Source organism: Dactylosporangium thailandense (genome assembly GCF_059739745.1).
The window spans coordinates 5,881,067-5,904,584 of sequence record NZ_AP029195.1 but is presented as its reverse complement, the minus strand read 5'-3'; the positions used below and the strand labels follow the sequence as shown (position 1 = coordinate 5,904,584).

Genomic DNA, 23,518 nt, shown 5'->3' with positions numbered 1-23,518 from the left:
CGCGCCGCCGGGCGGCCGTCAGCCCTTGACGCCCGAGGCGGCCACGCCCCGCACGAAGAAGCGCTGGAACACGATGAACACGACGGCGACCGGGACGATGGTCAGGATCGAGCCGGCCATCATCACCGGATAGTCGAAGCTCTGCCCGCCCGCCCCGCCGCGGCCCAGCGTCGACAGGCCGAACGGCAGCGTCCACAGCGACGGGCTCGCCCGCACCACGATCAGCGGCAGCAGGAACTCGTTCCACACGCCCTGGAACGACAGGATCGTCAGGGTCAGCAGCGCCGGGCGGGCCAGCGGCAGCACGATGTGCCAGTAGGCGCCGAAGATCGAGGCGCCGTCGATGCGGGCCGCCTCCTCCAGCTCGCGCGGCAGCTCGACGAAGAACTGGCGCATGAGGAAGATGCCCATGGCGTCCACGGCCAGGGGCAGGATCAGCCCGGTGTACGAGTTGAGCAGCGTCAGCTCCTTGAGCACCAGGAAGCGGGGCACGGTGAGCACGATCGGCGGCACCGCGAGGACCGCCACGACGCCGGCGAAGACGATCCCGCGCCCGCGCCACTCCAGCCGGGCGAGCGCGTAGCCGGCCAGCGAGTCCAGGAACACGCGCAGCAGCGTGGCCACGACCGTGACGAGCAGCGAGTTGAACGTCCACAGTGGAAAGTCGCTGTGCACGAGCACGTCGGTCCAGGCTCGCAGGTCCGGGCTGGCCGGCCAGGGGGTGACCGGGTGGGCCGCGACCTCGGGGCGGGACTTGAACGAGGTCGCCAGCGACAGCACGAACGGGTAGATGAAGATGACCGCGAACAGGGTCAGCAGGGCTCGGCGGATCATCAGCGCTCCCGGCGCAGGACCAGCCGCTGCAGGCCGGTGAAGACGAGGATGATGACGAACACGATGAAGGCGATCGCGGCCGCCCGGCCCATCGCGGAGTTCTGGAAGCCCTCGCGGTAGACGAGGTACGCCGGCGTCAGGGTGGTCTTCTGGGGGCCGCCGGAGGTCATGGCGTACACCTGGTCGAACACCTGCCACGTGCCGATCAGCCCCAACGTGACCACGAGGAAGAGCGTGGGCTTGAGCATCGGCAGCGTCACGCGCCAGAACACCTGGAACCGGGAGGCGCCGTCGACCTCGGCGGCCTCCTCGACCTCGACCGGGATGTTCTGCAGCCCGGCCAGGAACATGAGCATGAAGGTGCCGGTCGTCGTCCACGTCGCCAGGATCATGATGGAGCTCAGCGCCACGCTCGGGCCGGACAGCCAGTCCCACCACGACAGGTCGAGGAACTCGTGCCGCAGCGGGCCGGGCGGCGAGCCGGCGCCGACGGCGCGCAGCAGCAGGTGGATGAGCCCGTCGGAGTCGTCGAGCCAGACCAGCCCGATCTTGCCCGGCAGCAGCGCGGACAGCACCGTGTTGACCACGCCGTTGGGGCTGAACAGGAACACGAAGATGAACGCGACCGCGATCGAGCTGGTGACCGACGGGAAGTAGAACGCGGCCCGGAAGAAGGTGCGGCCCTTGAGTAGCTTGGCGTTGACGATGACGGCCAGCACCAGCGCCAGGAGCGTCTGCGCGGGCACGACGCCGAGCACGTAGTACACGTTGTTGCGCAGGCTCTTGGCGAAGTCGCCGCGCACGACGCCCGTGTGGGTGAGCAGGTCCTGGTAGTTGTCGGTCCCGGCCGGGGTCGAGGCGGACAGCGGGGCCAGGCCGCTCCAGTCGCGGAAGCTCACCCACAGGGCCAGCAGGATCGGCGCGACCATGAACACGCCGAGCAGGACGAGCGCGGGCGACACGAACAGCCAGCCGGCCAGTCCCTGCCGCCCGCGGATCCCGCCCCGGCCGCGCTCGCGCGCGACCGGGGCGGCAGGTTCCACACTCATTAGCCCAGCACCGATCCGCCGGCCTTCTGGGTGCTGGAGACCACGTCGTCGACGGACTTGTTGCCCTTCGCCAGGCCCTGAATGCCGTCGTTGAAGGTGTCGATGACGGTGCTGAAGCCGGGCACGAACACCGACTTCTTCGCGTAGTCGCCGCCGGCGACGAACGCCTTGAGCTCGGGCTTGTCCGTCAGCCACTTGTCGGCCAGGGACTTGCGCGACGGCATCACCGGGAACTCCTTGGTGATGGTGAGCTGCTCGTCGGGCGAGGTCAGGAACTTCACGAGGTCGACCGCGGCGGCCTTGCTCTTGGATGCCTTGGCCACGCCGTAGCAGACCGAGAACGACATCGTGCCCTTGCCCTTGGGACCCGCGGGGAGCTCGGCGACGCCGTACTTGACGCTCGGGAAGTCGTTCTTCATCGCCCCGACGATCCAGTTGCCCTCGATGGTCATCGAGGTCAGGCCCTTGCCGAAGGCCTCGCCGCCCCAGCCGGCGCCGACCGCCGCCGGGGTGCCGAACGAGCCGGCCTTGTGGTTGTCGGTGAGGTACTGCAGCGCCTGGCGCATCGGCTGGGTGTCCATCGTCATCTTCGTGATGCCGTCGTCGGTCGGCCACGCTCCGGCCTGGGCGAAGAACGCGCCCCACCGGTAGAACTCGGGCGCGAGGACCAGGCCCGGGTGCCCGGGCTTGGTGAGCGCCTTCGCGGTCGTGGCGAGCTCCTCCCACGTCGTGGGCGGCTTGAGCCCCGCGGCCTCGAAGTCGGCGGTGTTGTAGACCAGCTGCAGCGTCGAGAAGTCCTTGGGCGCGCAGTAGTACGTGCCCTGGTAGGTGAACGACTGCTTCAGCGTGTCGTAGAAGTCGCCGGGGTTGTCGACCTGGTCGCCGGTGGGCTCGAGGGCGCCGCTCTTGCCGAGGTCCGGCAGCTTGTTGTCGTTGAGGTAGAACACGTCCGGCGGCTGGCCACCGGCCAGGGCGGTCGTGAGCGCGGTGTCGTACTCGGGCAGCACCTTCAGGTCGACGGTGTTGCGGCCCTGCTTGTTGTAGTCGTCGATGGCCTTGCGCAGCACGGCGTCCTCGGCCGGCGAGGACGAGAACGCAAACATGGTGAGCTTCGCGCCGGTGGTGTCGCCCTGCTTGCCGCTGCCGTCGTCACCGCAGGCGGCGGTGGCCGACAGCACGCCGGCGAGCACTAACGCGAGGGCGGGTCTCATGAATCTCATCGGTTGCTCCTTGGGGGTGTCAGGGCGAGGTGCTGGACCCTCGGACGATCAGCTCGGGGGGCAGCAGGCGGGCGGGTGTCGGGTCTCCCGCCGCCGGGGGCTTGAGCAGGGCGGCGATCATCGCGTGGCCGGCCGCCTCGATCGGTTGCCGGACGCTGGACAGGTCGAGGGCGGAGGCGGTGGGGGTGTCGTCGAAGCCGACGACGGCGAGCCGGGCGCCGCGGCCGTGCACGGTGCGCAGCATTCCGGCGGCGAGGGTGTCGGTGGCCGTGACGACCGCGGTGGGCGGGTCGGGGTCGTCGAGGAGCCGGGCCGCGAGCGCGGCGCCGACCGCGAGGGAGTCCTCGCCGCGCAGGTCCGGCCCGGGCGGCAGGCCGAGCTCGGCGCAGGTGTCCCGCCAGCCCTCGGCGCGCCGGTCGCCGACACCGCCGTCGGGCGGCCATCCGGCGAAGGCGATCCGCCGGTGCCCGGCCTCGGCGAGGTGGCGGGTCGCGGCCGCGGTGCCGGCGGCGTTGTCGACGTCGACCCACGGGTGGCCGCCGTCGTCGCCGGTGCGGCCGAACGCCGCGAACGGCACCCGGCCCGCGCGCAGCGCCGCCGGGCGCGGGTCGCCCACGTGCAGGCCGTAGAGAACGAGGGCGTCGATCGCGCCGGCCTTGTGCAGGGCGACGGCCCCGGCGACCTCGCCCTCGGCGTCGTCGGCGGTGTAGAGCAGCAGGTGGTGGTCCTCGGCGCGGCCGGCGTCGGCGAGGGCGTGCAGGAAGCGGTCGTGGATGCTGCCGAGGGCGTGCGGGTGCACGGGCTCCAGGCGGTAGCCGATCATCCGCGACGACGAGGCGCGCAGGCCCTGGGCGAGGCGGTTCGGGCGGTACCCGAGCCGGTCGATGGCGGCTTCCACCCGCTCGCGGGTCTCCGGCCGGACCCGCTCGGGTGCGTTGAGCACGTTGGACACGGTCTGCCGGGAAACACCGGCGGCCTTCGCCACGTCCTCAACAGTGGGCTGCACAATCGCTCCCGGATGTCGTATGGTGCGTCGTGTTGAACGTTCAAAACGGCAATCGAGGAGCGTTTGAACGTTCAACACCGGATGCCGGGACGTTCCCACTCGATCGTCGGCTTGTCAAGAGGTACCGATATGCGCCAGCCCTACCTGCACGAGCACGTCACCTGCGTGGCCGCGCCCGCGACCTGGCTCTCCGGCCCGTCCGGCGACCTGCGCGCCGACCCCGACGGCCTGTTCGTCGAGGACCGCCGCGTCCTCGCCCGGCTGACCGTCACCGTGGCCGGGCACGACCCCGTGCCCATCGGTGCCCGGCGGATCGGCGCGGCCGCGGCCGAGTTCGCCGCCGTGGTGCGCGAGCTGGGCGACGACGGCCCCGACCCGACCGTCACGCTGACCCGCCGCCGCGAGGCCGGGCCGCGCGGCGGCACCGAGACCCTGGTGCTCGCGAACGCGTCCCACGCGACGCTGCGCGCGACCGTCGCCGTGTCGGCGGCCACCGACTTCGCCACCATGGGCGTGGTCAAGGACGGCCTGACATCGAATTTGTCCACTGTGGACTTCGCGGAGTCGGCCTCCGCGCCGGACGGCATGACCGTGACGGTCGCCGCCGAGCCGGCCCCGTCCGGCCCGGGGCTGCGCTGGGACGTGACCCTGCCGCCGGGGCGGTCGTGGACCGCGCGCCTGACGTTCACGCGCGGCGACGTGGAGCCGGCGGTCGCGGCCGGCGACCCGCCCCCGCTCGCGGTCGCGGCCGACGACCGGCGGCTCGACGCGCTCGTGCGCACCGGGATCGAGGACCTCCAGGCGCTGCGCCGCGCCGACGGCCCCGACGTGTACTACACCGCGGGCAGCCCCTGGTACCTGACGCTCTTCGGCCGCGACTCGCTGTGGGCCGCGCGCCTCGCGCTGCCGATGGGCACCGAGGTCGCGGCCGGCACCCTGCGCGCCCTCGCCCGCCGCCAGGGCACGCGGCACGACCCGGACACCGACGAGGAGCCGGGCAAGATCCTGCACGAGGTCCGGCCGGCCGACGCGTCGTACCATCTCCCGCCCGTCTACTACGGCACCGTCGACGCGACCGCGCTGTGGATCAGCACCCTCGCCGACGCGTGGCGCTGGGGCCTGCCGCCCGCCGAGGTCGAAGCGCTGCTGCCGAACGTCGAGCGCGCCCTGGCCTGGCTCGGCGGGCACGACGGCTTCATCGCGTACCGGGCGAACGGCAAGGGCCTGGTGAACCACGGCTGGAAGGACTCGGGCGACGGCGTCCAGCACGCGGACGGCCGCATCGCCGAGGGGCCCCTGGCGCTGAGTGAGGTCCAGGCGTACGCCTTCCGGGCCGCCCTCGACGGTGCCGCCCTGCTCGACGCGTTCGCCCGCCCCGGCGCCGAGACCTGGCGCGCGTGGGCCGCGGACCTCGCCGAGCGCTTCCGCAAGGCGTTCTGGTGCCCCGGCGGCTACCCGGCGATCGCCCTGGACGGCTCCGGCGAACAGGTCGACAGCATCGCGTCGAACATGGGGCACCTGCTCGGCACCGGGCTGCTCAACGTCGACGAGAGCCGCGCGGTCGCCGGCCACGTCGCGGCCCTCGCCTCGCCGTTCGGGCTCCGCACGGTGTCGCCGGCCTCGGCGGGGTACAACATCCTGTCCTATCATCTCGGCTCCGTCTGGCCGCACGACACCGCGATCACCCTGCTGGGCCTGGCCCGCGACGGCCACCACGCGCAGGCCGCGGCGCTGGTGCGGGCGCTGCTGGCGGCCGGGGAGCGCTTCGGGTTCCGGCTGCCGGAGCTGTACGGCGGGGACGACGCCGCCACCGCGTACCCGGCGTCCTGCCGCCCGCAGGCCTGGGCGGCGGCCGCGGGCCCGGCGCTGCTGACGGCGCTGCTCGGCCTCGACCCGGACGTCCCGGCGGGCCGGGTCACGATCAGTCCCCTGGCCCCGTCCCCGGCCGGCGCCTTCCGAGTGTGGGGCCTGCGCGTGGCGGGGGCGCACCTCGACGTCTCCGTCGCGGCCGACGGCACCCCGACGGTCCACAGTGGACCGCCCGGCCTTCAGGTGGCGAGGAAGTCCAGCAGCGCCGGGATGTAGGCGGGGGAGCGCAGGGCCGTCAGGTGGTCGCCGCTCACCACGCGCCAGCGCGCGCCCGGGATCGCGGCGGCCAGGTCCTGCGGGCGGGTCGCGAGCGGGTCCTCGGCGCCGGCGAGGACCAGGGTCGGGGCGGTGATCCGCTCCAGCGCGATCGGGGTCCGGTTCGCGGCGTTGACCTGCGCCGCGAGGGCCACCCGGTCCGCCCCCACCGCGTCGGCGAGGGTGCGGAAGCCGGCCGCGGGCGAGGCCTCCACCGCGGTGCGCGACTCCGTGAGCAGGACGGCGGCCACCTCCGACGGCGGCATCGCGCGGGTGTCGAGGCCGCCGAGCTCGGCGAGGGCCGCGCCGACGCCCGACAGGACCAGGCGGCGCACGCGGCGGTCCCGCGCCGCGAGGATGGCCGCGACGACGGCGCCCATCGAGTAGCCGAGCAGGTCGGCCTCCCCGACGCCGAGGTGGGTCAGGAGCTGGGCGAGGTCGCGGGCCATGCGCTCCTCGCCGTACGCGGCGGTGCCGTGCGGCTTGCCCGAGGCGCCGTGGCCGCGCGCGTCCGGGGCGATCACGTGCCGGCCCGTGCCGACCAGGGCCGCGACCACGCCCGGGGCCTCGAAGTTCGCCGCCGCGTCGACGATGAACCCGTGGTGCAGCACGACGGGCGGGCGCTCGCCGGGGGAGCCCCAGCGGCGGTACGCGATGCTGATCCCATCCGTGGTCCGGAACCGCTCCATGCCGACGGAGATTAATGCAGTACCCGTGCAAATTGAAGCTGGCGGCGAAAAACTTCCAGCGTTAGTTTGGACCGCATGAGCGCGACCCTGTCCCTCGCCGCCGTGCTGGCCGAGTCGGCCCGCAAGTATCCGCAGCACATCGCCGTCGTGGACGGGGAGCAGCGGGTCACGTACGAAACCCTCTGGCGGGAGGCGCTGTCCTGCGCCGCCGCGCTGCGCGATCTCGGCGTGGGCCCGGGCGACCGGGTCGCGCTGCAGATCCCGAACGTGGTGGACTTCCCCCGGGTGTACTTCGGGGCGCTCGCCCTGGGCGCGGTCGTCGTCCCCGTGCACCTGCTGCTGACGGCGCCGGAGGCCGCGTACACGCTGCGGGACAGCGGCGCCCGCCTGCTCGTGTGCCATCCGGGCCTGGCCGCGATGGGCTCGGAGGCGGCCGCGGCGGCCGGCGTCCCCCTCGTCGCGCCCGCGGACCTGCTCGGCGCCGCGCCGCTGCGGTCCTACGTCTCGCGGGCGCCCGAGGACCCGGCCGTCGTGCTCTACACCAGCGGCACCACCGGCGAGCCGAAGGGCGCCGTGCTCACCCACCTCAACCTGGTCATGAACGCGATGGTCAACGTGTTCGACGCCAACGACGCCCGCCCGTCCGACGTGGTACTCGGCTGCCTGCCGCTGTTCCACACCTTCGGGCAGACCGTGGGCATGAACGGCACCTTCCGCCTCGGCGCCACCCTCGTGATGCTGGCCCGCTTCTCCGGCGAGGCGGCGCTGGAGCTCATGGTGCGCGAGAACGTCACCGTCTTCCACGGGGTGCCGACCATGTACGTCGCGCTGCTCGCCGCGGCCGAGGGCCGCTCGGACCTGCCGCAACTGCGCCTGTGCGTCTCCGGCGGGGCGCCGCTGCCGGTCGCCGTGCTCGAGAAGTTCGGCGAGACCTTCTCGACGGGCATCTTCGAGGGGTACGGCCTGTCGGAGACCTCCCCGACCGCGACGACGAACCAGCCGCACTTCGGCACCCGCGCCGGCACCGTGGGCCACCCGATCTGGGGCGTGGAGGTGGAGATCGCCCGCCCCGAGATCGAGGAGCGCGTCGAGCTGCTGCCGGCCGGCTCGCTCGGCGAGATCGTGGTCCGCGGCCACAACGTCTTCGCCGGCTACCTGAACCGCCCCGCCGACACCGCCGCCGCGATCGTGGACGGGTGGTTCCGCACGGGCGATCTCGGCACGAAGGACGAGTCCGGCTTCGTGACCATCGTGGACCGCAAGAAGGACCTCGTGATCCGGGGCGGGTTCAACGTGTACCCGCGCGAGGTCGAGGAGGTCCTGGCCCGGCACCCGGCGGTCATGCAGGCGGCCGTGATCGGCGTGCCGCACGAGGTGCACGGCGAGGAGATCTGCGCGGTCGTCGTCCGGGATCCGGCGGTGCCGGTCACGGCCCCGGAGCTGGTCGACTGGGCGCGGGAACGGCTGGGGCGGCACAAGTATCCGCGCGAGATCCGCTTCGTGGAGACCCTGCCGCTGGGCCCGAGCCACAAGGTCCTCAAGCGTGAGCTCCGGCGCACGTTCGACCTGCTGTAACTTGGGGCGATGGCAAAGGGCAGGGCGAGGGCGATCGCGCTCTACGGCGAGCCGGTGCTGCACGCCCCGTGCGCGCCGGTGACCGACTTCGACCGCGACCTGGCCCGGCTGGTGGCCGACATGGTCGCCTCGATGAAGGCCGCCGACGGGGTGGGCCTGGCGGCGAACCAGATCGGCGTGCCGCTGCGCGTCTTCGTCTACGACTGCCCGGACGCCGGCGGCACCCGCCAGGCCGGGCACGTCGTGAATCCCGTGCTGTCGCCGTTCTCGCGGCGGGAGGCCACGACGAGGGACACCGAGGGCTGCCTGTCGGTGCCGGGCCCGCACACGGAACTGCGGCGCGCGGCGGTGGCGACGGTGACCGGCGTGGACCTGGAGGGCCGCCCGGTGACGGTGACGGGCAGCGGCTACCTGGCGCGCTGCCTGCAACACGAGTGCGACCACCTCGACGGCACCGTGTACGTCGACCTGCTCTCGTCGCGCCGCCGCCGGAAGATCCTGACCGAGGCGGGCCTGGGCCAGCACGCGGGCTGACCGGGCGCGGCGGCCCCCGACTGTCGGGCATCGTGCAGTTCGGTGCGGGCCGAGAACCGATAGATTCACGTCATGGACGACGGCGCGCGGTTCGAGCTCGAGTCCGGGTGGTTGCCGCCCGGTGAGTTCGACCGGCTGACGGCACATGCGGCCCGTGACCTCGATGGCGTGACCGTCACGCGCGACCGGGGCGCGGGGGAGCGCGGCACCGACCCGACGGTGGTCGTGGCGGTGGTCGCCGCGGCGGCGACGCTGCTGCTGCCGTTCGTGAACAAGCTGGCCGAGCGGCTGTTCCGGGCCGAGCCCACCGCGACCCTCACCATCGAGGTCAGCGGGGGCGGTCAGGTCGTCGTCGACGCCGGGCAGCCGGCCGAGGAACGGGCCGGACAGCTCGAGCAGGCCGTCGGGGCGGGACTGACCCGCATCCGCATCGGGCGGTGACCGTGATCGCGGCCGCGCTCGAACGCGTCCGCGACACCGACCCCGCCGACCAAGAGGCCGTGATCGACGTGTGCGTCGAGGTCGTCGGCCTGGCCGGCACGCTGCCGCCGGACGAGGCGCGGCCACTGCTCATCGCCCTGGCCGGCCTCGCGCTGCGGTCGTTCCTCGAGCTGGGCGACGAGCCGCTGGTGGCCGGGCTGGCCCGCAACCTGTGGCGGCTGGGGGCCACCGACCTGAGCGTGCTGCTGCTCGAACGGGCCGAGGCGATCGCCGCCGACGTCGGCGAACCGCTGCCGACGATCCTGGTCAACCTGCGCGGCGACCGGCTGTGGCAGCTCGGCGACCTCGACGGCGCCGAGGTGTGCTTCCAACGCGTGCTGGCCGTGCTGGAGCACGATTCGGCCAGGCGCGCGGCCGTGCTGAGCAACCTCGGCAACGTGTACCAGGACAAGGGTGACCCGGCGCGGGCGAAGTCGTTGTTCGCCGAGTCGCTGCGCCTGGGCGACCCGTCCGGGCGGGCGATCACGCTCGACAACCTCGCCCTGGCCGAGCTCTCGCTGGCCGACCGCGCCGGTCCACTGTGGACAGGGCCGGACGCCGCGTACGTCAACGTCGAGACCGCCGAGCATCTCGACGAGGCCGCCGGGCACTTCCGGCAGGCCCGTGAGCTGTTCGAGGCCGGCCTGCCCGACTCGGCCGACGATCTCGTGCTCTGCCTGCACAACAGCGCGCGGGTCGCCCAGCAGTGGCGCGATCTCGACGGGCTGGACGAGCTCAGCGCCACCGCCGCCGCCCTGGTCGAGCGGCACCAGGTCACCGCCGAGTCGGTGTGGCTGGCCGCCGGGTTGCGGGGCGGCTATCTGCTCGATGCCGGGCGGCCCGGCGAGGCCGTCGAGGCGATGCTGGTCTTCGGCGAGCTGTGGGCCCGGGGGGTACACCACGCGAGCAAGGCCGACAACCTCATGACGCTGCTGCGCGCCGCGGCGATGAGCGGGCACGACGATGTGGCGCAATGGGCGGCGCGGGCCACGGCCGCGACGGACGACCGGCTGGTCGAGGCGCTGCTCGGCGCCGCCTCCGACGCGGAGGCCCGGCACCGGTTCCGCGGCATCGCGCGGCGCACCGAACAGCTGCTCGGTGCGTGCGCGCCCGGCGACTGGCCGGCCGAGCTGGTGGTGAACCGCAAGGGCGTGCTCGCCGAGCGGCAGGGCGCGGCCTGGCTGCGGGCGTTCGACGCGCCCGGCCTGGTCGACGACGTGCGGCGGCTGCGGGCGCGGGCGGCCGCCCTCGACCTCGACGGCACCGGCAGCGACGCGATCCGCGCCGCCCGGCAGCGCCACGACGAGGCGATGCGCGCGCTGGGCGATGCGCAGGCGCGGCTGCACCGGGCCGTCGGCGAGGACTGGCCGCCGTTCGAGCGGCTCACGCTCGACGACGTGCGTGCCGTCCTCGACGCCTCGACCCTGCTGCTGGAGTTCGCGGTCGCCGAGCGGCCCGACGGGACCCGCCACCACCTCGCGCTGTTCATCCGCGCCGAGGGCCCGGTGGAGCACCGTGACCTGGGCCCGGTCGGCGCCGGCGAGCGGCCGCCGCTGTTCACCGCCGACGACCGCCTGCCGGCGCGGATCGTCATCGCCCCGACCGGCACCTGGGGCGTCGTGCCGTTCGCGAGCCTGCCCGGCCCCGGCGGCCGCCCGCTCATCGACGACCACGTCGTGCAGGTCGTGCCCTCGGCGCGCTGGCTCGTGCTCGCCGGCCGGCGCCCGCCGCCCGCACCGGCGAGCCCGCCGCTGGTCCTCGGCGACGCCGACTTCGATCTTGACTTCGACACCGAGTTCTTCCTGACCCGCTCGTTCGAGCGCCTGGTGCACACCGCGGCCGAGGCGTCCGACAGCGCCGCGCGGCTCGGTGTGGAGCCGGTGCTCGGCCGCGACGTGACCCGGCAGCGGCTGCTCGACGCGCACGGCCCGCGCGTGCTGCACATCGCCTCGCACGGCACGTTCGTCGATGCGATCGGGCATGCCTCCGAGCGGATGGAGCCGCGCGCGTACAACATCACCAATGTCGGCGGCACCGCGGTGAGCGGGTCCTCCGACTGGTCGATCGCGAGCCGCCCGCCGCCCGGCGACGCCCGGGAGCGCCACGTGCAGCGCGTCAAGTGGCTCGACGAGATCGGCCCGGCCGATCCGTTGTCGCGGTCGGTGCTGGTGCTGGCCGGGGTCAACGCCTGGCTGGCCGGTGTCGTCACCCCGGACGCCGTCGGCACCGGCCTGCTCACGGCGGGGGAGTTCGCGCTGCTCGACCTCGCCGGCACCGAGCTGGTGGTGCTGTCGGCGTGCGAGAGCGGGGCGGGTGCGGTCGACTATGCCGACGGCAGCCTGATGGGCCTGCGCACGGCGGCACTGCTGGCCGGCGCCCGCTGCTGCGTGTCGAGCCTGTGGACCGTGCGCGACGACGTGGCGGCCGCGCTGGTGGCCGCGTTCTATCGCCATCTCATCGGGACCGGGCCGCTGGGCGGGTCGGTGGGGGAGGCGCTGCGGGCGGCGCAGCTGGAGATCCGGGCGGTGCATGCGGACCCGCGGCACTGGGCCGGGTGGGTGGTCGAGGGCCTGGCCTGAAACACCCCGCGGCGGACCCCGATGCCTGACTACGCAACGTGAGAGGCGTCAAAGCATCACCTGCTTATTCATGAGCGTTGCTGCGCAATATCGCGCACATACGCGCAATCGGACGATCGCCAGCACTCACGATGAGTTCGGACCTTTGCGTAGTTTGTCGCGGTGTGCAAATGGCGAAACTCGCAGCCATCACGCTGGGTAGTAGCCGCTGATCCGGAAGACGGTCGATCGGCAGCACGCCGGGACGCACCTGATACGCGCCTGTGAATGTCACGCGATCGTCATGGACCGGCGAGCGTGGCGCTGCGTACGTTCTCGCTCACTGTTGTGATCCGACCATCGGGGAGGCCGGTCCATGCGCGCTGCGCCATGGCGTCATAGAGGCACATTCATCGCTTTATCTGCATGGCTGAGTGAATGGTGGGGGCGGGCGCTGACGCTCGGGCTCGCACTGGCGCTCGTTGTCACGCTCACCGCGGCGGTCGCCGCGCCGGAGCCCGTCCAGGCCGCGCCGCCGGCCAAGCCCGCGTGCCCGGCCGATCGTCCGGACCGCACCGCGGCCGTGCTGGCGGCGCGCTGGTGCGGCGGCAAGGTCGAGGTCGCCGATGCGCGGTCCGAGACCGAGCGGCTGTGGGCCGAGGCCGACGGATCGATGACCATCGAGCAGCACGCCGGTCCGGTCCGGATGCGCGACGGCAAGGGCGGCTGGAAGCCGGTCGACGCGACGCTGCAGGCCGACGCCGACGGTGGCGTCTCGGCCAAGGCACACCCGCGCGGGCTCAAGCTGGCCGGCCAGTCCGGCGAGGGCGAGCGCGACGTGGTGCGGCTCGGCAACGGCGCCGACGCGGTCGCGCTGCGCTGGGCGGGCCGGCTGCCGAAGCCGGCGCTCGACGGCACCCGCGCCACCTACAGCGACGTGCAGCCCGGTGTCGACCTGGTGATCGAGTCGACCCGCAGCGGGTACGAGCAGTTCTTCGTGGTGAAGACCCAGGAGGCGCTGGCCAAGTCGGGACGGCTGTCCCTGCGCCTGAAGTCCGACGGGCTCAAGGCGGCCTCGGACGGTGCCGGTGGCCTGGTGTTCACCGACCGGTCGGGGGCCGAGGCCGGGCGGATGCCGCAGCCGTCGATGTGGGACGCGGTGATCGGTGAGCGCTCGCTCGATCACCTGCACGTCGGCGAGGTGGGCCTGTCGGCGGCCCAGCGCGGATCGAACATCGACCTCGAGCTGGTGCCCGACGCGGCGTTCCTCGCGCGCAAGGACCTGACCTACCCGGTCACGATCGACCCGTCGGTGACGCTGCTGTTCGACACCTTCGTGCAGACCGGGTACACGGCCGACCAGTCGGGCGGCACCGAGCTGAAGCTCGGGTACTCCGACGACGGCGGGGCGTGGACGGCCCGCTCCTACCTGACCTGGGACACGGCGTTCCTGTCCGGGGCGCGCGTCAACTCGGCGTCGCTGTACCTGTGGGAGCGCCACTCGTGGTCGTGCACGCCCGCGCAGTGGAACGTCTACACCTCGTGGACGCCGTCGTCGGCGACCCGGTGGACCGCGCAGCCGCAGCTCATCGCGCTGCGCGGATCGTCGAGCGAGACCAAGGGCTACAGCGCCTCGTGTGCCGCCGGCTGGGTGTCGGCGAGCATCCCGGGGTTCTTCCAGGATGCGGCCGACAACGCCTGGTCGACGACCGGCATGGGCCTGCTGGCCGCCAGCGAGACCAACCACAACGGCTGGAAGCGGTTCAGCTCGTCGGAGGGCACCAACCCGCCGTACGCCGTGGTCAACTTCAACGCCGTCCCGCAGGTCACCGCCCGCTCGAGCGACCCGTCGACCGAGTGCCTGACCGGCAGCGGCCGGCCGTTCATCAACAAGACCCAGCCGGACCTGCGCGCGCAGGTGACCGACCCCGAGGGATCGCCGGTGTCGGCGACGTTCGAGTGGTGGACGACCGGCGGGTCGATCATCGGCTCGGCCACGGTCGGCCCGCAGGCGTCCGGCTCGACGCTGCAGGCGACGGTCCCGGCCGGCGCGTTCAGCAACGGCGGCACGTACAGCTGGCGCGTGCGGGGCGTCGACGGCGCCACGACCGGTGCCTACACGAGCTTCTGCGAGTTCACGGTCGACACCAGCGAGCCGACCGCCCAGCCGGGCGTGTCCTCGGCGACGTTCCCGGAGAACGGCTGGACCGGCGGCCTCACCGGCTACACGACCAGCACGGTGCCCAACACGCCGTTCGTGAACGGCACCACGGTGCTGACGCTCACCGGTGACGACGCCGTGCAGCAGGTCACGCTGCCGTTCCCGGTCACCTACTACGGCCAGTCGTACTCCTCGGCGTGGATCGACACCAACGGCATGCTGTCGTTCGTCGACCCGCAGGGCCCGCACCCCGACGACGTCGTGCCGATCCCGAACGCGGCCCGGCCGAACGGCACGGTCTACGTGTTCGGCCAGGACCTCATCGTCGACGCCAACGCGAGCATCCGCACGCTGACGAGCGGCACCGCGCCGAACCGCACGTTCCTCGTCGAGTGGAACAACCCCAGCCAGTACGGCAACCAGACCCGGCGGCAGAACGCCGAGGTGCTGTTCACCGAGAACTCCAGCACGATCAAGCTGAACTACTCGGGCCTCGACAACGCCTACGAGCAGGGATCGCAGGCGCTCATCGGCGTGGAGAACGCCGACGGCACGGCCGCCACGCAGTACTCGTACCTGACCCCGAGCCTGAACAACAACACCCAGGTCGTGTTCACGTACAACGCGGGCACCCCGCCGGTGTCGGCCGGCACGGCCGCGAGCTTCACGTTCACGCCGTCCGGGATCACCGACGTGGCCTCGTACCAGTACGGCGTGGACACCAACCCGCCGTCCACCGTGGTCAACGCGGCGGCCCTCGGCGGCAACGCCACCGTGTCGATCACCCCGGACTCCGACGGCCCGCACACGCTGTACGTACGCTCGCAGGACCGGGCCGGCAACCAGTCGCCGATCAAGGCCTACCCGTTCAACGTCGGCTACGGCGGCGTCACCGCGCCGAAGGCCGGTGACGTGAGCGCCGGCAAGACCGCGCTGACCGTCACGGCCGGTCCCACCGTCTCCGGCGTGACCTATCAGTGGCGGCGCGCCGACACCGACGCGTGGCAGACCATCCCGGCCGCCGACGTCACCGTCGCCGCCGGCGGCGGTGCGGTCACCTGGCCGCTGGCCCGGGTCTCCGGTCAGTTCCCGAAGCTGAACTGGAACCTCGACGTCACCGTCAACAGCGCCGAGGCCGGGCCCGACCCGCTCAACGGACCGCTGCAGGTCCGCGCCTCCTTCAACGGCGGCGCGTCGGTGCCGGTCAAGTTCACCTTCGACCGCAACCAGGCCTCGGCCGCCACGCAGGACGTCGGGCCGGGCTCGGTCAACCTGCTGACGGGCAACTACAGCCTCGGCAACACCGACGTCTCGGTCGCGTCGTACGGTTCCGACCTGACCGTGACCCGGACCTTCAACACCCGCCGGGCCACGGCCACCGACAAGGCCGGCATGTTCGGCCCCGGCTGGGTCTCCGGCGTCGCCGTCGACGCGGCCGAGGCCCCGTACACCGACCTCACGGTCACCGGATCGCTGGTGCAGGTGGGGCTGCCCGACGGGGACACGCTCGGGTTCACCGAGACCGCCGTCGACGGCGCGGGCAAGAAGTACGAGGCCGAGAACGGGTTCCAGCAGCTGCGCCTGACCTACACCACGGCGGGTGACAGCTACACGCTGGTCGACATCGACGGCAACTCCGTGCTGTTCACCCGGATCGCCGGCGCCGCCGCCGGGGTCTACAACCCGACCGCGGTGACCACACCCGGTGTGAACCAGACGACGTCGATCAGCTGGCAGAAGGTCACGGTCGGCGGCACCGACGTGGTCCGGCCGACGCGGATGCTGGCGCCCGTGCCCAGCGGGGTCACCTGCACCACGCTGGCGAAGGGCTGCCGGGCGCTGGACTTCACCTATGCCGCCACCACCACGGCCACCGGCACCGGCGCCACGCAGTGGGGCGACTACACCGGCCGGATCACCCAGGTGACGTTCACCGCCTGGGACCCGGACGCCTCGCCGGCGGCGATGCGCACGGTCGCCGTCGCCAAGTACAGCTACGACAGCAACGGACGGCTCCGCGCGGCCTGGGACCCGCGGCTCGACTGGACCGACACCTCGACCATGCCGCCGACCACCCGGCGGGTCGCCACCACCTACGACTACAACGCCGGCGGCATCGTCTCCACCATCACGCCGCCGGCCCAGCAGCCGTGGCAGTTCACCTACACGACCATCCCCGGCGACCCCGGCGACGGACGGCTGGCGCAGGTGAGCCGGTCGGCGCTGAGCGCCGGTACCGCGCGGCAGACCATCGTGTACAAGGTTCCGGTGTCCGGCACCGGAGCGCCGTACAACCTGTCCGCGGCCCAGACCACCCGGTGGGGCCAGGCCGAGCAGCCGGTCGACGTCACCGCGGTCTTCGACCCCGGGCAGGTGCCGGCCGCCGACCAGAGCACCGGCGCCAAGCCGGCCACCTACGACCGGGCCATGGTCACCTATCTGGACCCGAACGGCCGGCCGGTCAACACCGTGATGCCCGGTGGACACACCACCACGACCTGGTACGACAGCTACGGCAACACCGTGCGCGAGCTCACCGCGGACAACCGGGCCCGCGCGCTCGACCGGTCGACGACCGACACGGCCGCGCAGGAGGCGGCGATCGCCGGGACGCTGTCGACGCAGAGCGTCTACTCGGCCGACGGCCGGCGGCTCCTCGAGGTGTACGGCCCGGAGCACGAGGTCGCCCTGCCCAACGGGTCGACGGTGCGCGGCCGGGCCCGCACGGTCAACGCCTACGACCAGGGTGCCCCGTCGACGGGCGCGCCGTTCGATCTCGTGACCACCGAGACGACCTCGGTGTGCTACGGGGCGGGCACCTGCGCCCAGGTCGACCCGAGAACGACCACCACCGGATACGACTGGACGCTGCGCCGCCCGACCATCTCCACGGTCGACCCGGGCGGTCTGGCCCTGAGCAGCCGCACCGCCTATGACGCGAACACCGGGCTGATCACCTCGGAGACGCGGCCGGCGGGCGGCGCGACGACCAACAGCCCGGCCACCCGGACGACCGTCTACTACCGCAGCGGCACCGGGTCCGGCTACACCGAGTGAGTGCGACAGCCGTCCCGAATGGGCCGGCCTGACCTGCCGGGTCCAGCCGGGCGGGCAGGCGGCGAGCGGGCCGGAACTGCCGGTCACGGTCACCACCTACGACATCTACGGCCAGCCGCGGGTCGTCACCGAGAAGACCAGCACCGGCACCAAGCGGACCTCGACCACCACCTATGACGGCGCCGGCCGGACCTCGACGGTCTCGATCACCGGCGCGGCCGGCACGGGCCAGGCGCTGCCGACCACCCGCACCGTGTACGACAGCGCCGGCGGCCAGGCGATCCGCACGGAGTCGCTCGACGCCGGCAACACCGTCACGGCCACGATCGTGCGGGCGTACGACACGCTCGGCCGGATCACCTCGTACACCGACGCCGACAACACCCAGTCGACGACGGCCTACGACGTGTACTCCCGCATCTCCTCGTCCAGCGACGGGCAGGCCACCCGCGCCTACACCTTCGACGGCGGCACCGAGCGGCGCGGCCTGCCCACCCAGGTCACCGACGGCCAGGCCGGCAACCTGACCGCCGCCTACGACCCCGACGGCCGGCCGGTGACCGAGACCTGGCCCAACGGGGTCGTCGTGACCAGGACGTACCGCGAGGACGGGGCCGTCTCGGGCATCGCGTACAACCAGCCCGGCTGCGGCCAGAGCAACTGCACGCTGTTCACCGAGACGATCCGGTCGTCGGTGCACGGCGAGACCCGCGACCGCACGTCGTCGCTGTCGGCGCAGCGGTTCACGTACGACAACGGCGGCCGGATCACGACCGCGAACGACATCATCGACGGCTCCTGCACGACGCGGGTCAGCGGATACAACACCGCGTCCGACCGCACCACGCTCACCAGCTACGGACCCGCCGCCGGCGGCGCGTGCCAGACCAGCACGGCGCTCACGACGACGACCTGGACGTACGACACCGCGAGCCGGGTCAACACCGGCGGCTACACGTACGACGTGCTCGGCCGCACCTCGGCCGTGCCCGGCGCGGACACCCTGACCGCGGGGGCCGGCAGCACGTCGCTGACGTACCACGTCAACGACATGGTGCGCACCCAGACGCAGGACACCAGGACCATGACCTACACGCTCGACGTGGTGGCCAACCGGTTCCGCGGCTGGACCGACAGCGACGGGGCCAGCACGCTCACCCGCACCAGCCACTACGCGGGTGACGGCGACAGCCCGTCGTGGCTGGTGACCGGGGCGAACGAGGTCACTCGCCCGATCGCCGGTGCCGGTGGGGTCGCGGCGATCTACACCACCACGGCCGGACTGAGCTGGCAGATCACCAACCTGCACGGCGACTTCGTCGCGGGGATGGCGTCGAGCGGCTTCGGCCTGGTCTACACGGGCGACTTCACCGAGAGCGGCCGCCCGCACAACCCGGCCACCCAGCAGCGAGGATACGGCTGGCACGGTGCCGACCAGCGGTGGTCGGACACCCCCGGCGGCATGACGCTGATGGGTGCCCGGCTCTACGCGCCGGCCACCGGCAGGTTCCTCAGCGTCGACCCGGTGTACGGCGGCAACGCCAACGCCTACGACTACTGCTCCGGCGACGCGATCAACTGCGCGGACACCAGCGGCCTGTTCGGCAACTACAGCATGAGCTGCCGGCGGACCTCCCAGCGGCGCATCAGCGGCGTGTGGGTCAGCGGCGTCGACATCGGGCTGCGGTGCGACATCGGCCACGGCTGGGCGGTCTGGGGCGGCTTCGCCCTGGCCGTGCTCGGCGCCGCGATCGGTGCGGCGATCGGCAACGTCCCGGGCGCGATCATCGGGGCTGTGCTCGGCGGTGTCGCCAGCGCCTGGTACTGGGCCAACTGCACCAGGAGCGCCGGCGTCTACGTCACGACGACCGTGCACCTGCGCTGGACGAACGCGTTCGGCCAGCGCTGGTGGAACACGTGGGGCTGGCCGAGCCCGGCCCGCGCCCGCTGCCGCTAGCGCGGCACCGGCCCTAGATTCGACACACCACCGAAGTACACGACGGCACACTGGAGCAGCGATGCGGGTTGTAGAGGGTTTGTTGTACCTGGCGTTGGCGAGCGTCGGCGCCGCGCTGCTCGGCAACGCCGTGGTGTCGGCCGGGTTGTTGCGCCGGCCGACGACGCAGCGGATGTGGGGCACGCTCGGCGCGCTGCCGAGGGCCCGGTTCGTGGCGTACTTCGGAGGGCTCGGCCTCGCGTGGTTCATCGCCGTCTGGCTGGTGTGGTTCTGGCGGGACGAGCCGTACGCGGTGCCGGTCGCCGGTGCTCTCGCCGTGATCGCGCTCGTGCTCGTCGCCGGCTGGGTCGTCGCGGTCCGGCGCGACCGGAGGACCCGCTGACGGAGTGATCGGCGGGCCGGAGGCGGTGTGTGACCGCCTCCGGCCCACGCCGGGTCACCCGCTCGGCGACGCCAGGTGGGTTACGTTGGGGTCATGGTGACCCTGGACGAGGTGGCGGCGCTGGCCATGCGCCTGCCCGAGGTGGTTGAGGGTGTGCGGTACGGCAACCGCAGCTGGGGCGTCGGCGGCAAGGTGTTCGCGTGGGAGCGGCCGTTCAGCAAGGCCGACATCAAGCGGTTCGGCCGCGAGGAGCCGCCGGCCGGGCCGATCGTCGCGATCAGTGTCGGCGATCTCGGGGAGAAGGAGGCCGTGCTCGCCGAGGGCCGGCCGGGGTTCTTCACGATTCCGCATTTCGACGGGTACTCGGCGGTGCTGGTCGCGTTGCCGGCGGTACAGCTGCCGCATGTTGAGGAGTCGCTTGTGGACGGTTGGCTCTCGTGCGCGCCGCGCGGGCTCGTCGAGGACTACCTGGCCGGGCACTGACGGTCCGGGAAAAGCGTTTCCGCACGCGCCGGGCGGGTAGCGGGACGGGTATGGCGGACATCGATTCCCGGGCCGGTCGTCAGTACGCGCGCAAGGCGCCCGATGAGCGGCCGCTGCGGGGGTACGCCGCGGTGCTCGGGGTCTTCGCGGCGGCCGCCGGTGCCGTGGCCGGCGCGGCCCGGCTCACCGGGCGGGAGCTGCCCGAGCGGCCCGCGGCCTCTGACATCGCCCTGCTCGCCGTGGCCACGCACAAGCTCTCACGGCTCATCACCAAGGACGCGATCACCAGCCCGATCCGGGCGCCGTTCACCGCGTTCGAGGAGCCCGCGGGGGAGGCGGAGCTCAACGAGAGCCCGCGCGGGCACGGGGCCCGGCACGCCGTCGGGGAGCTGCTGACGTGCCCGTTCTGCACCGGGGTCTGGGTGGCCGGGGGACTGGCGGCGGGGCTCGTGTTCGCGCCGCGGCTGACCCGGTTCGGGATGAGCGTGGCCGCCGCCGTCGCCGGGTCGGACTTCCTGCACCTGGCGTACGACGCGGCCAAGCGGAAGGTCGCTTGACAGATCTATTCATTCGATGAATAGTCTCGTGCGTGACCGCGTCGTACGTGCTGCTCGGCCTGCTCGGTGCGGGGCCGCGCCACGGCTACGACCTGAAGCACGCGTATGACCGCACGCTGCCCAAGGCCAAGCCGCTCGGCTTCGGCCAGGTGTACGCGACCCTCGGCCGGCTCGAGCGCGACGGGCTCGTCACCCAGGCCGGGCAGGACCGCGCCGGCGGGCCCGACCGGACCGCGTTCGCCATCACGGGCGCCGGCCGGGCCGAGCTCGAGCGCTGGGTCGCCACCGTCGAGCCGCCCGCCCCGCACATCGGGGCCGCGCTGCTGACGAAGGTGATGGTCGCGCTCCTGTGGCCGGACACCGGGCGGGCCGTCGCCTATCTCTCCGCCCAGCGCAAGGCCCACGCCGACCGCCTGCGCGAGCTCACCGCGGCGAAGGCCGCGCCGGGGGCCGGGCTCGGGGACGTCATCGCGGCCGACTACGCCATCGCCCACCTCGACGCCGACCTGGACTGGCTGCGCACCACGCTGGCCCGGGTCGCCGACCTGTCCCGGGGAGTACCGACATGACCGACATCCTGCGGGCCCGGGCGGTGGTGCGCTCCTACGGGGCGACGCCCGCCCTGCGCGGCGTCACGCTCGACGTCGCCGAGGGCGAGATCCTCGCCGTGACCGGGTCCAGCGGGTGCGGGAAGTCGACGCTGCTGCACTGCCTCGCCGGGATCATGCGGCCGGACTCGGGCGAGGTGACGTACCGCGGCAACCGCATCGACACGATGAGCGAGTCGGCCCGGTCGCGCCTGCGGCGCACCGAGTTCGGGGTGCTGTTCCAGTTCGGCCAGCTCGTCGCCGACCTGACCGCGGCCCAGAACGTCGCCCTGCCGCTGCTGCTCGCGGGGGCCGGGCGGCGGGAGGCGCGCACCGCGGCGCTGGGCTGGCTGGAGCGGGTCGGGGTCGCCGACGTCGCCGACAGCCGGCCGGGGGAGATGTCCGGCGGGCAGCAGCAGCGGTGCGCGATGGCCCGGGCACTGGTGACCGGGCCGCGGGTGGTCTTCGCCGACGAGCCCACCGGGGCGCTCGACACGCTCACCGGGGAGCAGGTGCTCGGCCAGCTCGTGCGGGTCGCGCACGAGCAGCACACCACCGTCGTGCTCGTCACCCACGAGGCCCGCGTCGCCGGCTATGCGGACCGCGAGATCGTGCTCCGCGACGGTGAGGTCGACGCCACCGGTCTGGGGATCGCGGTACCGACCGGCAGGCACGGGCGATGAGGGCGGGCACCCTGCTGCGGCTGGGTCTGGCGGGCTCGCGGGCCGACGCCGTGCGAGTGCTGCTCACCGCGCTGAGCTCCGCCCTGGCCACCCTCGCCGTGCTCACCGCAGCCAACGTCGTGGCCATCGGGCGCTTCTCGTTCGGCGGCACCGGCTCGGACGAGTGGGCGGAGCAGTACAGCAACGCGCTGTTGAAGGAGCCCGGCCTGCGCCCCGGCACCACGCTCACCCTGCTGCTCATGACCATCCCCGTGTTCGCCCTCGCGGGGCAGTGCAGCCGGCTCGGCGCGCCCGAGCGCGACCGGCGCCTCGCCGCGTTCCGGATGGCCGGCGCCACGCCCGCGCAGACCGTCGCGATCTCCAGCGCCGAGACCGGGTTCGCCGCGCTCGTCGGCTCCGTCTCCGGGCTCGGGATCTTCGCGGCCGGGCATCGCCTGCTGGACCGGCCCGGGCCCGACGGGCTGCTGCCGCTGCCGACCGACGTCTGGCCGGCCGCGTGGTTCCTGGCCGTGGCCGTCGCTGGGATTCCGGTGCTGGCGGCGCTGGCCGCCGCGATCGTCATGCGGCGGGTGACGGTGAGCCCGTTCGGGGTCGTGCGCCGGGTCCGCCGCACGCGGGGGCCGCGGCCGTGGGCGGGCGTCTTCATCCTGCTCGGCGCCGGCATGCTGGTCCTGGTGGCGTCGATGCCGAAGCTGCACTGGCACCCGCCCGGCTGGCTCGTCGCGATGCTGCTGCTCACGGGCGTCGCCTCGGCGGGGCTCGGGGTCGTCCTCGGCACCGGGTGGCTGACCTGGTCGGTCGGTCGCGTGCTGGCCCGCTTCGCCCGGCGGCCTTCGACGGTACTGGCCTCGGCCCGGCTGGTCGCGGATCCGTGGAGCGGCAGCCGTACCCTCGCGGTCCTGCTGATCTGCGTGCTCTTCGGCGCCGGCGCGGCCGGGATCCGGGCCCAGTTCACGGCCATCGGCGAGGCGCGGCGCGCCTACCACGCGCTCACCAGCCCGGGCGACCCGCGGCTGCAGCAGGACGCGCAGGACCCCTTCTACCTGCGCACCATGGACCTGGTCGACCTCGCGGTCTACGTCGCCATCGGGCTCACCGCGGCCGCCATGCTTGTGATCGTGGCTGAGGGGATCGTGTCGCGGCGGCGCGAGTATGCCGGGCTCGTCGCGGCCGGCGTGCCCCGCGGCACCCTCGGCCGCGCGATCCTCTGGCAGGGCCTGCTGCCCGCGATCCCGGCCGTGCTCCTCGCGCTCGTCGTCGGCGTCGGGCTGGCGCGCACGCTCGGCACCGAGGCGCGCTACGGCGGCTTCGAGTCGGCGCAGTGCCTCGCGCCCGACGAGGAGGCGTGCCGCACCGGCGACCCGCGGACGCACCCGGAGCAGTGGCGCGTCGAGCGCGATCCGGAGGTCGTGCGGGCGGTGGACGTACCGTGGCGGGAGCTCGCGCGGGACGGCGGGGTGGCGCTGCTGGCGGTCCTGGCCACGACCGGCGCCGGCCTGATCTTCCTGCGCCGCAGCACCGACCTGTCGGAGCTGCGCACCACATAGGGTCCGGTGATGCGACGGCGCCACGTCACCGTCGC

At 73.2% G+C, this 23,518-nt stretch carries 18 protein-coding genes; 13 read left to right on the top strand and 5 right to left on the bottom strand.

Features of this window, described 5'->3' with window-relative positions:
• Window positions 1-18 precede the first annotated feature (18 nt).
• From AC6JBM_RS25840 to AC6JBM_RS25825, 4 genes are read right to left on the bottom strand one after another with little or no spacing between them, the layout of a single operon-like run.
• A complete protein-coding gene (locus tag AC6JBM_RS25840) occupies window positions 19-834 on the bottom strand; it encodes a carbohydrate ABC transporter permease (protein WP_350614409.1) in 816 nt (271 codons plus the stop codon).
• Window positions 834-1,883, bottom strand: coding sequence for a carbohydrate ABC transporter permease (locus AC6JBM_RS25835; RefSeq protein ID WP_497986154.1), 1,050 nt, complete (start codon window positions 1,881-1,883; stop codon window positions 834-836). Before AC6JBM_RS25835 ends, AC6JBM_RS25840 begins: the two co-directional genes overlap by 1 nt.
• Window positions 1,883-3,103, bottom strand: coding sequence for a sugar ABC transporter substrate-binding protein (locus tag AC6JBM_RS25830; protein ID WP_497986153.1), 1,221 nt, complete (start codon window positions 3,101-3,103; stop codon window positions 1,883-1,885). The genes AC6JBM_RS25835 and AC6JBM_RS25830 overlap by 1 nt, the downstream gene beginning before the upstream one ends.
• A gap of 19 nt (window positions 3,104-3,122) precedes the next feature.
• Entirely contained in the window at window positions 3,123-4,109 is a 987-nt protein-coding gene (locus AC6JBM_RS25825; RefSeq protein ID WP_497986152.1) for a LacI family DNA-binding transcriptional regulator, read from the bottom strand.
• A 129-nt stretch (window positions 4,110-4,238) separates the two neighbouring features.
• On the opposite strand from AC6JBM_RS25825, the gene AC6JBM_RS25820 reads away from it, so the two are divergent.
• Window positions 4,239-6,194 (top strand): glycogen debranching N-terminal domain-containing protein, encoded by a 1,956-nt coding sequence (locus AC6JBM_RS25820; protein WP_497986151.1) that lies wholly within the window; start codon window positions 4,239-4,241, stop codon window positions 6,192-6,194.
• On the opposite strand, the gene AC6JBM_RS25815 is transcribed toward AC6JBM_RS25820, so the two are convergent.
• Entirely contained in the window at window positions 6,158-6,922 is a 765-nt protein-coding gene (locus AC6JBM_RS25815; protein ID WP_497986150.1) for an alpha/beta fold hydrolase, read from the bottom strand. The two genes, AC6JBM_RS25820 and AC6JBM_RS25815, sit on opposite strands and share 37 nt — an antisense overlap.
• Before the next feature lie 75 nt (window positions 6,923-6,997).
• Between AC6JBM_RS25815 and AC6JBM_RS25810 the strand changes: the two genes are divergently transcribed.
• The 12 genes from AC6JBM_RS25810 to AC6JBM_RS25755 all read left to right on the top strand — a co-directional run bounded on the left by AC6JBM_RS25810 (window position 6,998) and on the right by AC6JBM_RS25755 (window position 23,483).
• Complete coding sequence (locus AC6JBM_RS25810) at window positions 6,998-8,497, top strand: long-chain-fatty-acid--CoA ligase (protein WP_497986149.1); 1,500 nt, start codon at window positions 6,998-7,000, stop codon at window positions 8,495-8,497.
• A gap of 9 nt (window positions 8,498-8,506) precedes the next feature.
• Window positions 8,507-9,031, top strand: coding sequence for a peptide deformylase (gene def, locus AC6JBM_RS25805; RefSeq protein ID WP_497986148.1), 525 nt, complete (start codon window positions 8,507-8,509; stop codon window positions 9,029-9,031).
• 72 nt (window positions 9,032-9,103) lie between these two features.
• Window positions 9,104-9,472, top strand: a complete 369-nt coding sequence (locus AC6JBM_RS25800; protein ID WP_497986147.1) for a hypothetical protein — start codon at window positions 9,104-9,106, stop codon at window positions 9,470-9,472.
• Window positions 9,469-12,090, top strand: coding sequence for a CHAT domain-containing protein (locus AC6JBM_RS25795; RefSeq protein WP_497986146.1), 2,622 nt, complete (start codon window positions 9,469-9,471; stop codon window positions 12,088-12,090). The genes AC6JBM_RS25800 and AC6JBM_RS25795 overlap by 4 nt, the downstream gene beginning before the upstream one ends.
• A 562-nt stretch (window positions 12,091-12,652) precedes the next feature.
• Window positions 12,653-17,287, top strand: coding sequence for an NIDO-like domain-containing protein (locus AC6JBM_RS25790; RefSeq protein WP_497986145.1), 4,635 nt, complete (start codon window positions 12,653-12,655; stop codon window positions 17,285-17,287).
• 253 nt (window positions 17,288-17,540) lie between these two features.
• Window positions 17,541-19,244: an RHS repeat-associated core domain-containing protein gene (locus AC6JBM_RS25785; RefSeq protein ID WP_497986144.1), complete on the top strand. Its 1,704-nt coding sequence runs from the start codon at window positions 17,541-17,543 to the stop codon at window positions 19,242-19,244.
• A gap of 61 nt (window positions 19,245-19,305) precedes the next feature.
• Complete coding sequence (locus AC6JBM_RS25780) at window positions 19,306-19,626, top strand: hypothetical protein (RefSeq protein WP_497986143.1); 321 nt, start codon at window positions 19,306-19,308, stop codon at window positions 19,624-19,626.
• A gap of 93 nt (window positions 19,627-19,719) precedes the next feature.
• Window positions 19,720-20,109 (top strand): MmcQ/YjbR family DNA-binding protein, encoded by a 390-nt coding sequence (locus AC6JBM_RS25775; RefSeq protein WP_497986142.1) that lies wholly within the window; start codon window positions 19,720-19,722, stop codon window positions 20,107-20,109.
• A 50-nt stretch (window positions 20,110-20,159) separates the two neighbouring features.
• The gene (locus tag AC6JBM_RS25770) at window positions 20,160-20,666 is read left to right on the top strand and encodes a DUF1360 domain-containing protein (protein WP_497986141.1); all 507 of its coding nucleotides are present in this window, start codon (window positions 20,160-20,162) and stop codon (window positions 20,664-20,666) included.
• Window positions 20,667-20,698: 32 nt separating this feature from the next.
• Window positions 20,699-21,235, top strand: coding sequence for a PadR family transcriptional regulator (locus AC6JBM_RS25765; protein ID WP_497986140.1), 537 nt, complete (start codon window positions 20,699-20,701; stop codon window positions 21,233-21,235).
• Complete coding sequence (locus AC6JBM_RS25760) at window positions 21,232-21,936, top strand: ABC transporter ATP-binding protein (protein ID WP_497986139.1); 705 nt, start codon at window positions 21,232-21,234, stop codon at window positions 21,934-21,936. Before AC6JBM_RS25765 ends, AC6JBM_RS25760 begins: the two co-directional genes overlap by 4 nt.
• Window positions 21,933-23,483 (top strand): FtsX-like permease family protein, encoded by a 1,551-nt coding sequence (locus tag AC6JBM_RS25755; protein WP_497986138.1) that lies wholly within the window; start codon window positions 21,933-21,935, stop codon window positions 23,481-23,483. The genes AC6JBM_RS25760 and AC6JBM_RS25755 overlap by 4 nt, the downstream gene beginning before the upstream one ends.
• Window positions 23,484-23,518 lie beyond the last annotated feature (35 nt).

What these genes read in the sequence shown, in the direction of transcription:
- AC6JBM_RS25760 (WP_497986139.1), top strand. Translation starts at nt 21,232, where the DNA reads ATGACCGACATCCTGCGGGCCCGGGCGGTGGTGCGCTCCTACGGGGCG.
- AC6JBM_RS25820 (WP_497986151.1), top strand. Translation starts at nt 4,239, where the DNA reads ATGCGCCAGCCCTACCTGCACGAGCACGTCACCTGCGTGGCCGCGCCC.
- AC6JBM_RS25770 (WP_497986141.1), top strand. Translation starts at nt 20,160, where the DNA reads ATGGCGGACATCGATTCCCGGGCCGGTCGTCAGTACGCGCGCAAGGCG.
- AC6JBM_RS25830 (WP_497986153.1), bottom strand. Translation starts at nt 3,103, where the DNA reads ATGAGATTCATGAGACCCGCCCTCGCGTTAGTGCTCGCCGGCGTGCTG.
- AC6JBM_RS25840 (WP_350614409.1), bottom strand. Translation starts at nt 834, where the DNA reads ATGATCCGCCGAGCCCTGCTGACCCTGTTCGCGGTCATCTTCATCTAC.
- AC6JBM_RS25775 (WP_497986142.1), top strand. Translation starts at nt 19,720, where the DNA reads ATGGTGACCCTGGACGAGGTGGCGGCGCTGGCCATGCGCCTGCCCGAG.
- AC6JBM_RS25835 (WP_497986154.1), bottom strand. Translation starts at nt 1,883, where the DNA reads ATGAGTGTGGAACCTGCCGCCCCGGTCGCGCGCGAGCGCGGCCGGGGC.
- AC6JBM_RS25810 (WP_497986149.1), top strand. Translation starts at nt 6,998, where the DNA reads ATGAGCGCGACCCTGTCCCTCGCCGCCGTGCTGGCCGAGTCGGCCCGC.
- def (WP_497986148.1), top strand. Translation starts at nt 8,507, where the DNA reads ATGGCAAAGGGCAGGGCGAGGGCGATCGCGCTCTACGGCGAGCCGGTG.
- AC6JBM_RS25780 (WP_497986143.1), top strand. Translation starts at nt 19,306, where the DNA reads ATGCGGGTTGTAGAGGGTTTGTTGTACCTGGCGTTGGCGAGCGTCGGC.
- AC6JBM_RS25755 (WP_497986138.1), top strand. Translation starts at nt 21,933, where the DNA reads ATGAGGGCGGGCACCCTGCTGCGGCTGGGTCTGGCGGGCTCGCGGGCC.
- AC6JBM_RS25800 (WP_497986147.1), top strand. Translation starts at nt 9,104, where the DNA reads ATGGACGACGGCGCGCGGTTCGAGCTCGAGTCCGGGTGGTTGCCGCCC.
- AC6JBM_RS25815 (WP_497986150.1), bottom strand. Translation starts at nt 6,922, where the DNA reads ATGGAGCGGTTCCGGACCACGGATGGGATCAGCATCGCGTACCGCCGC.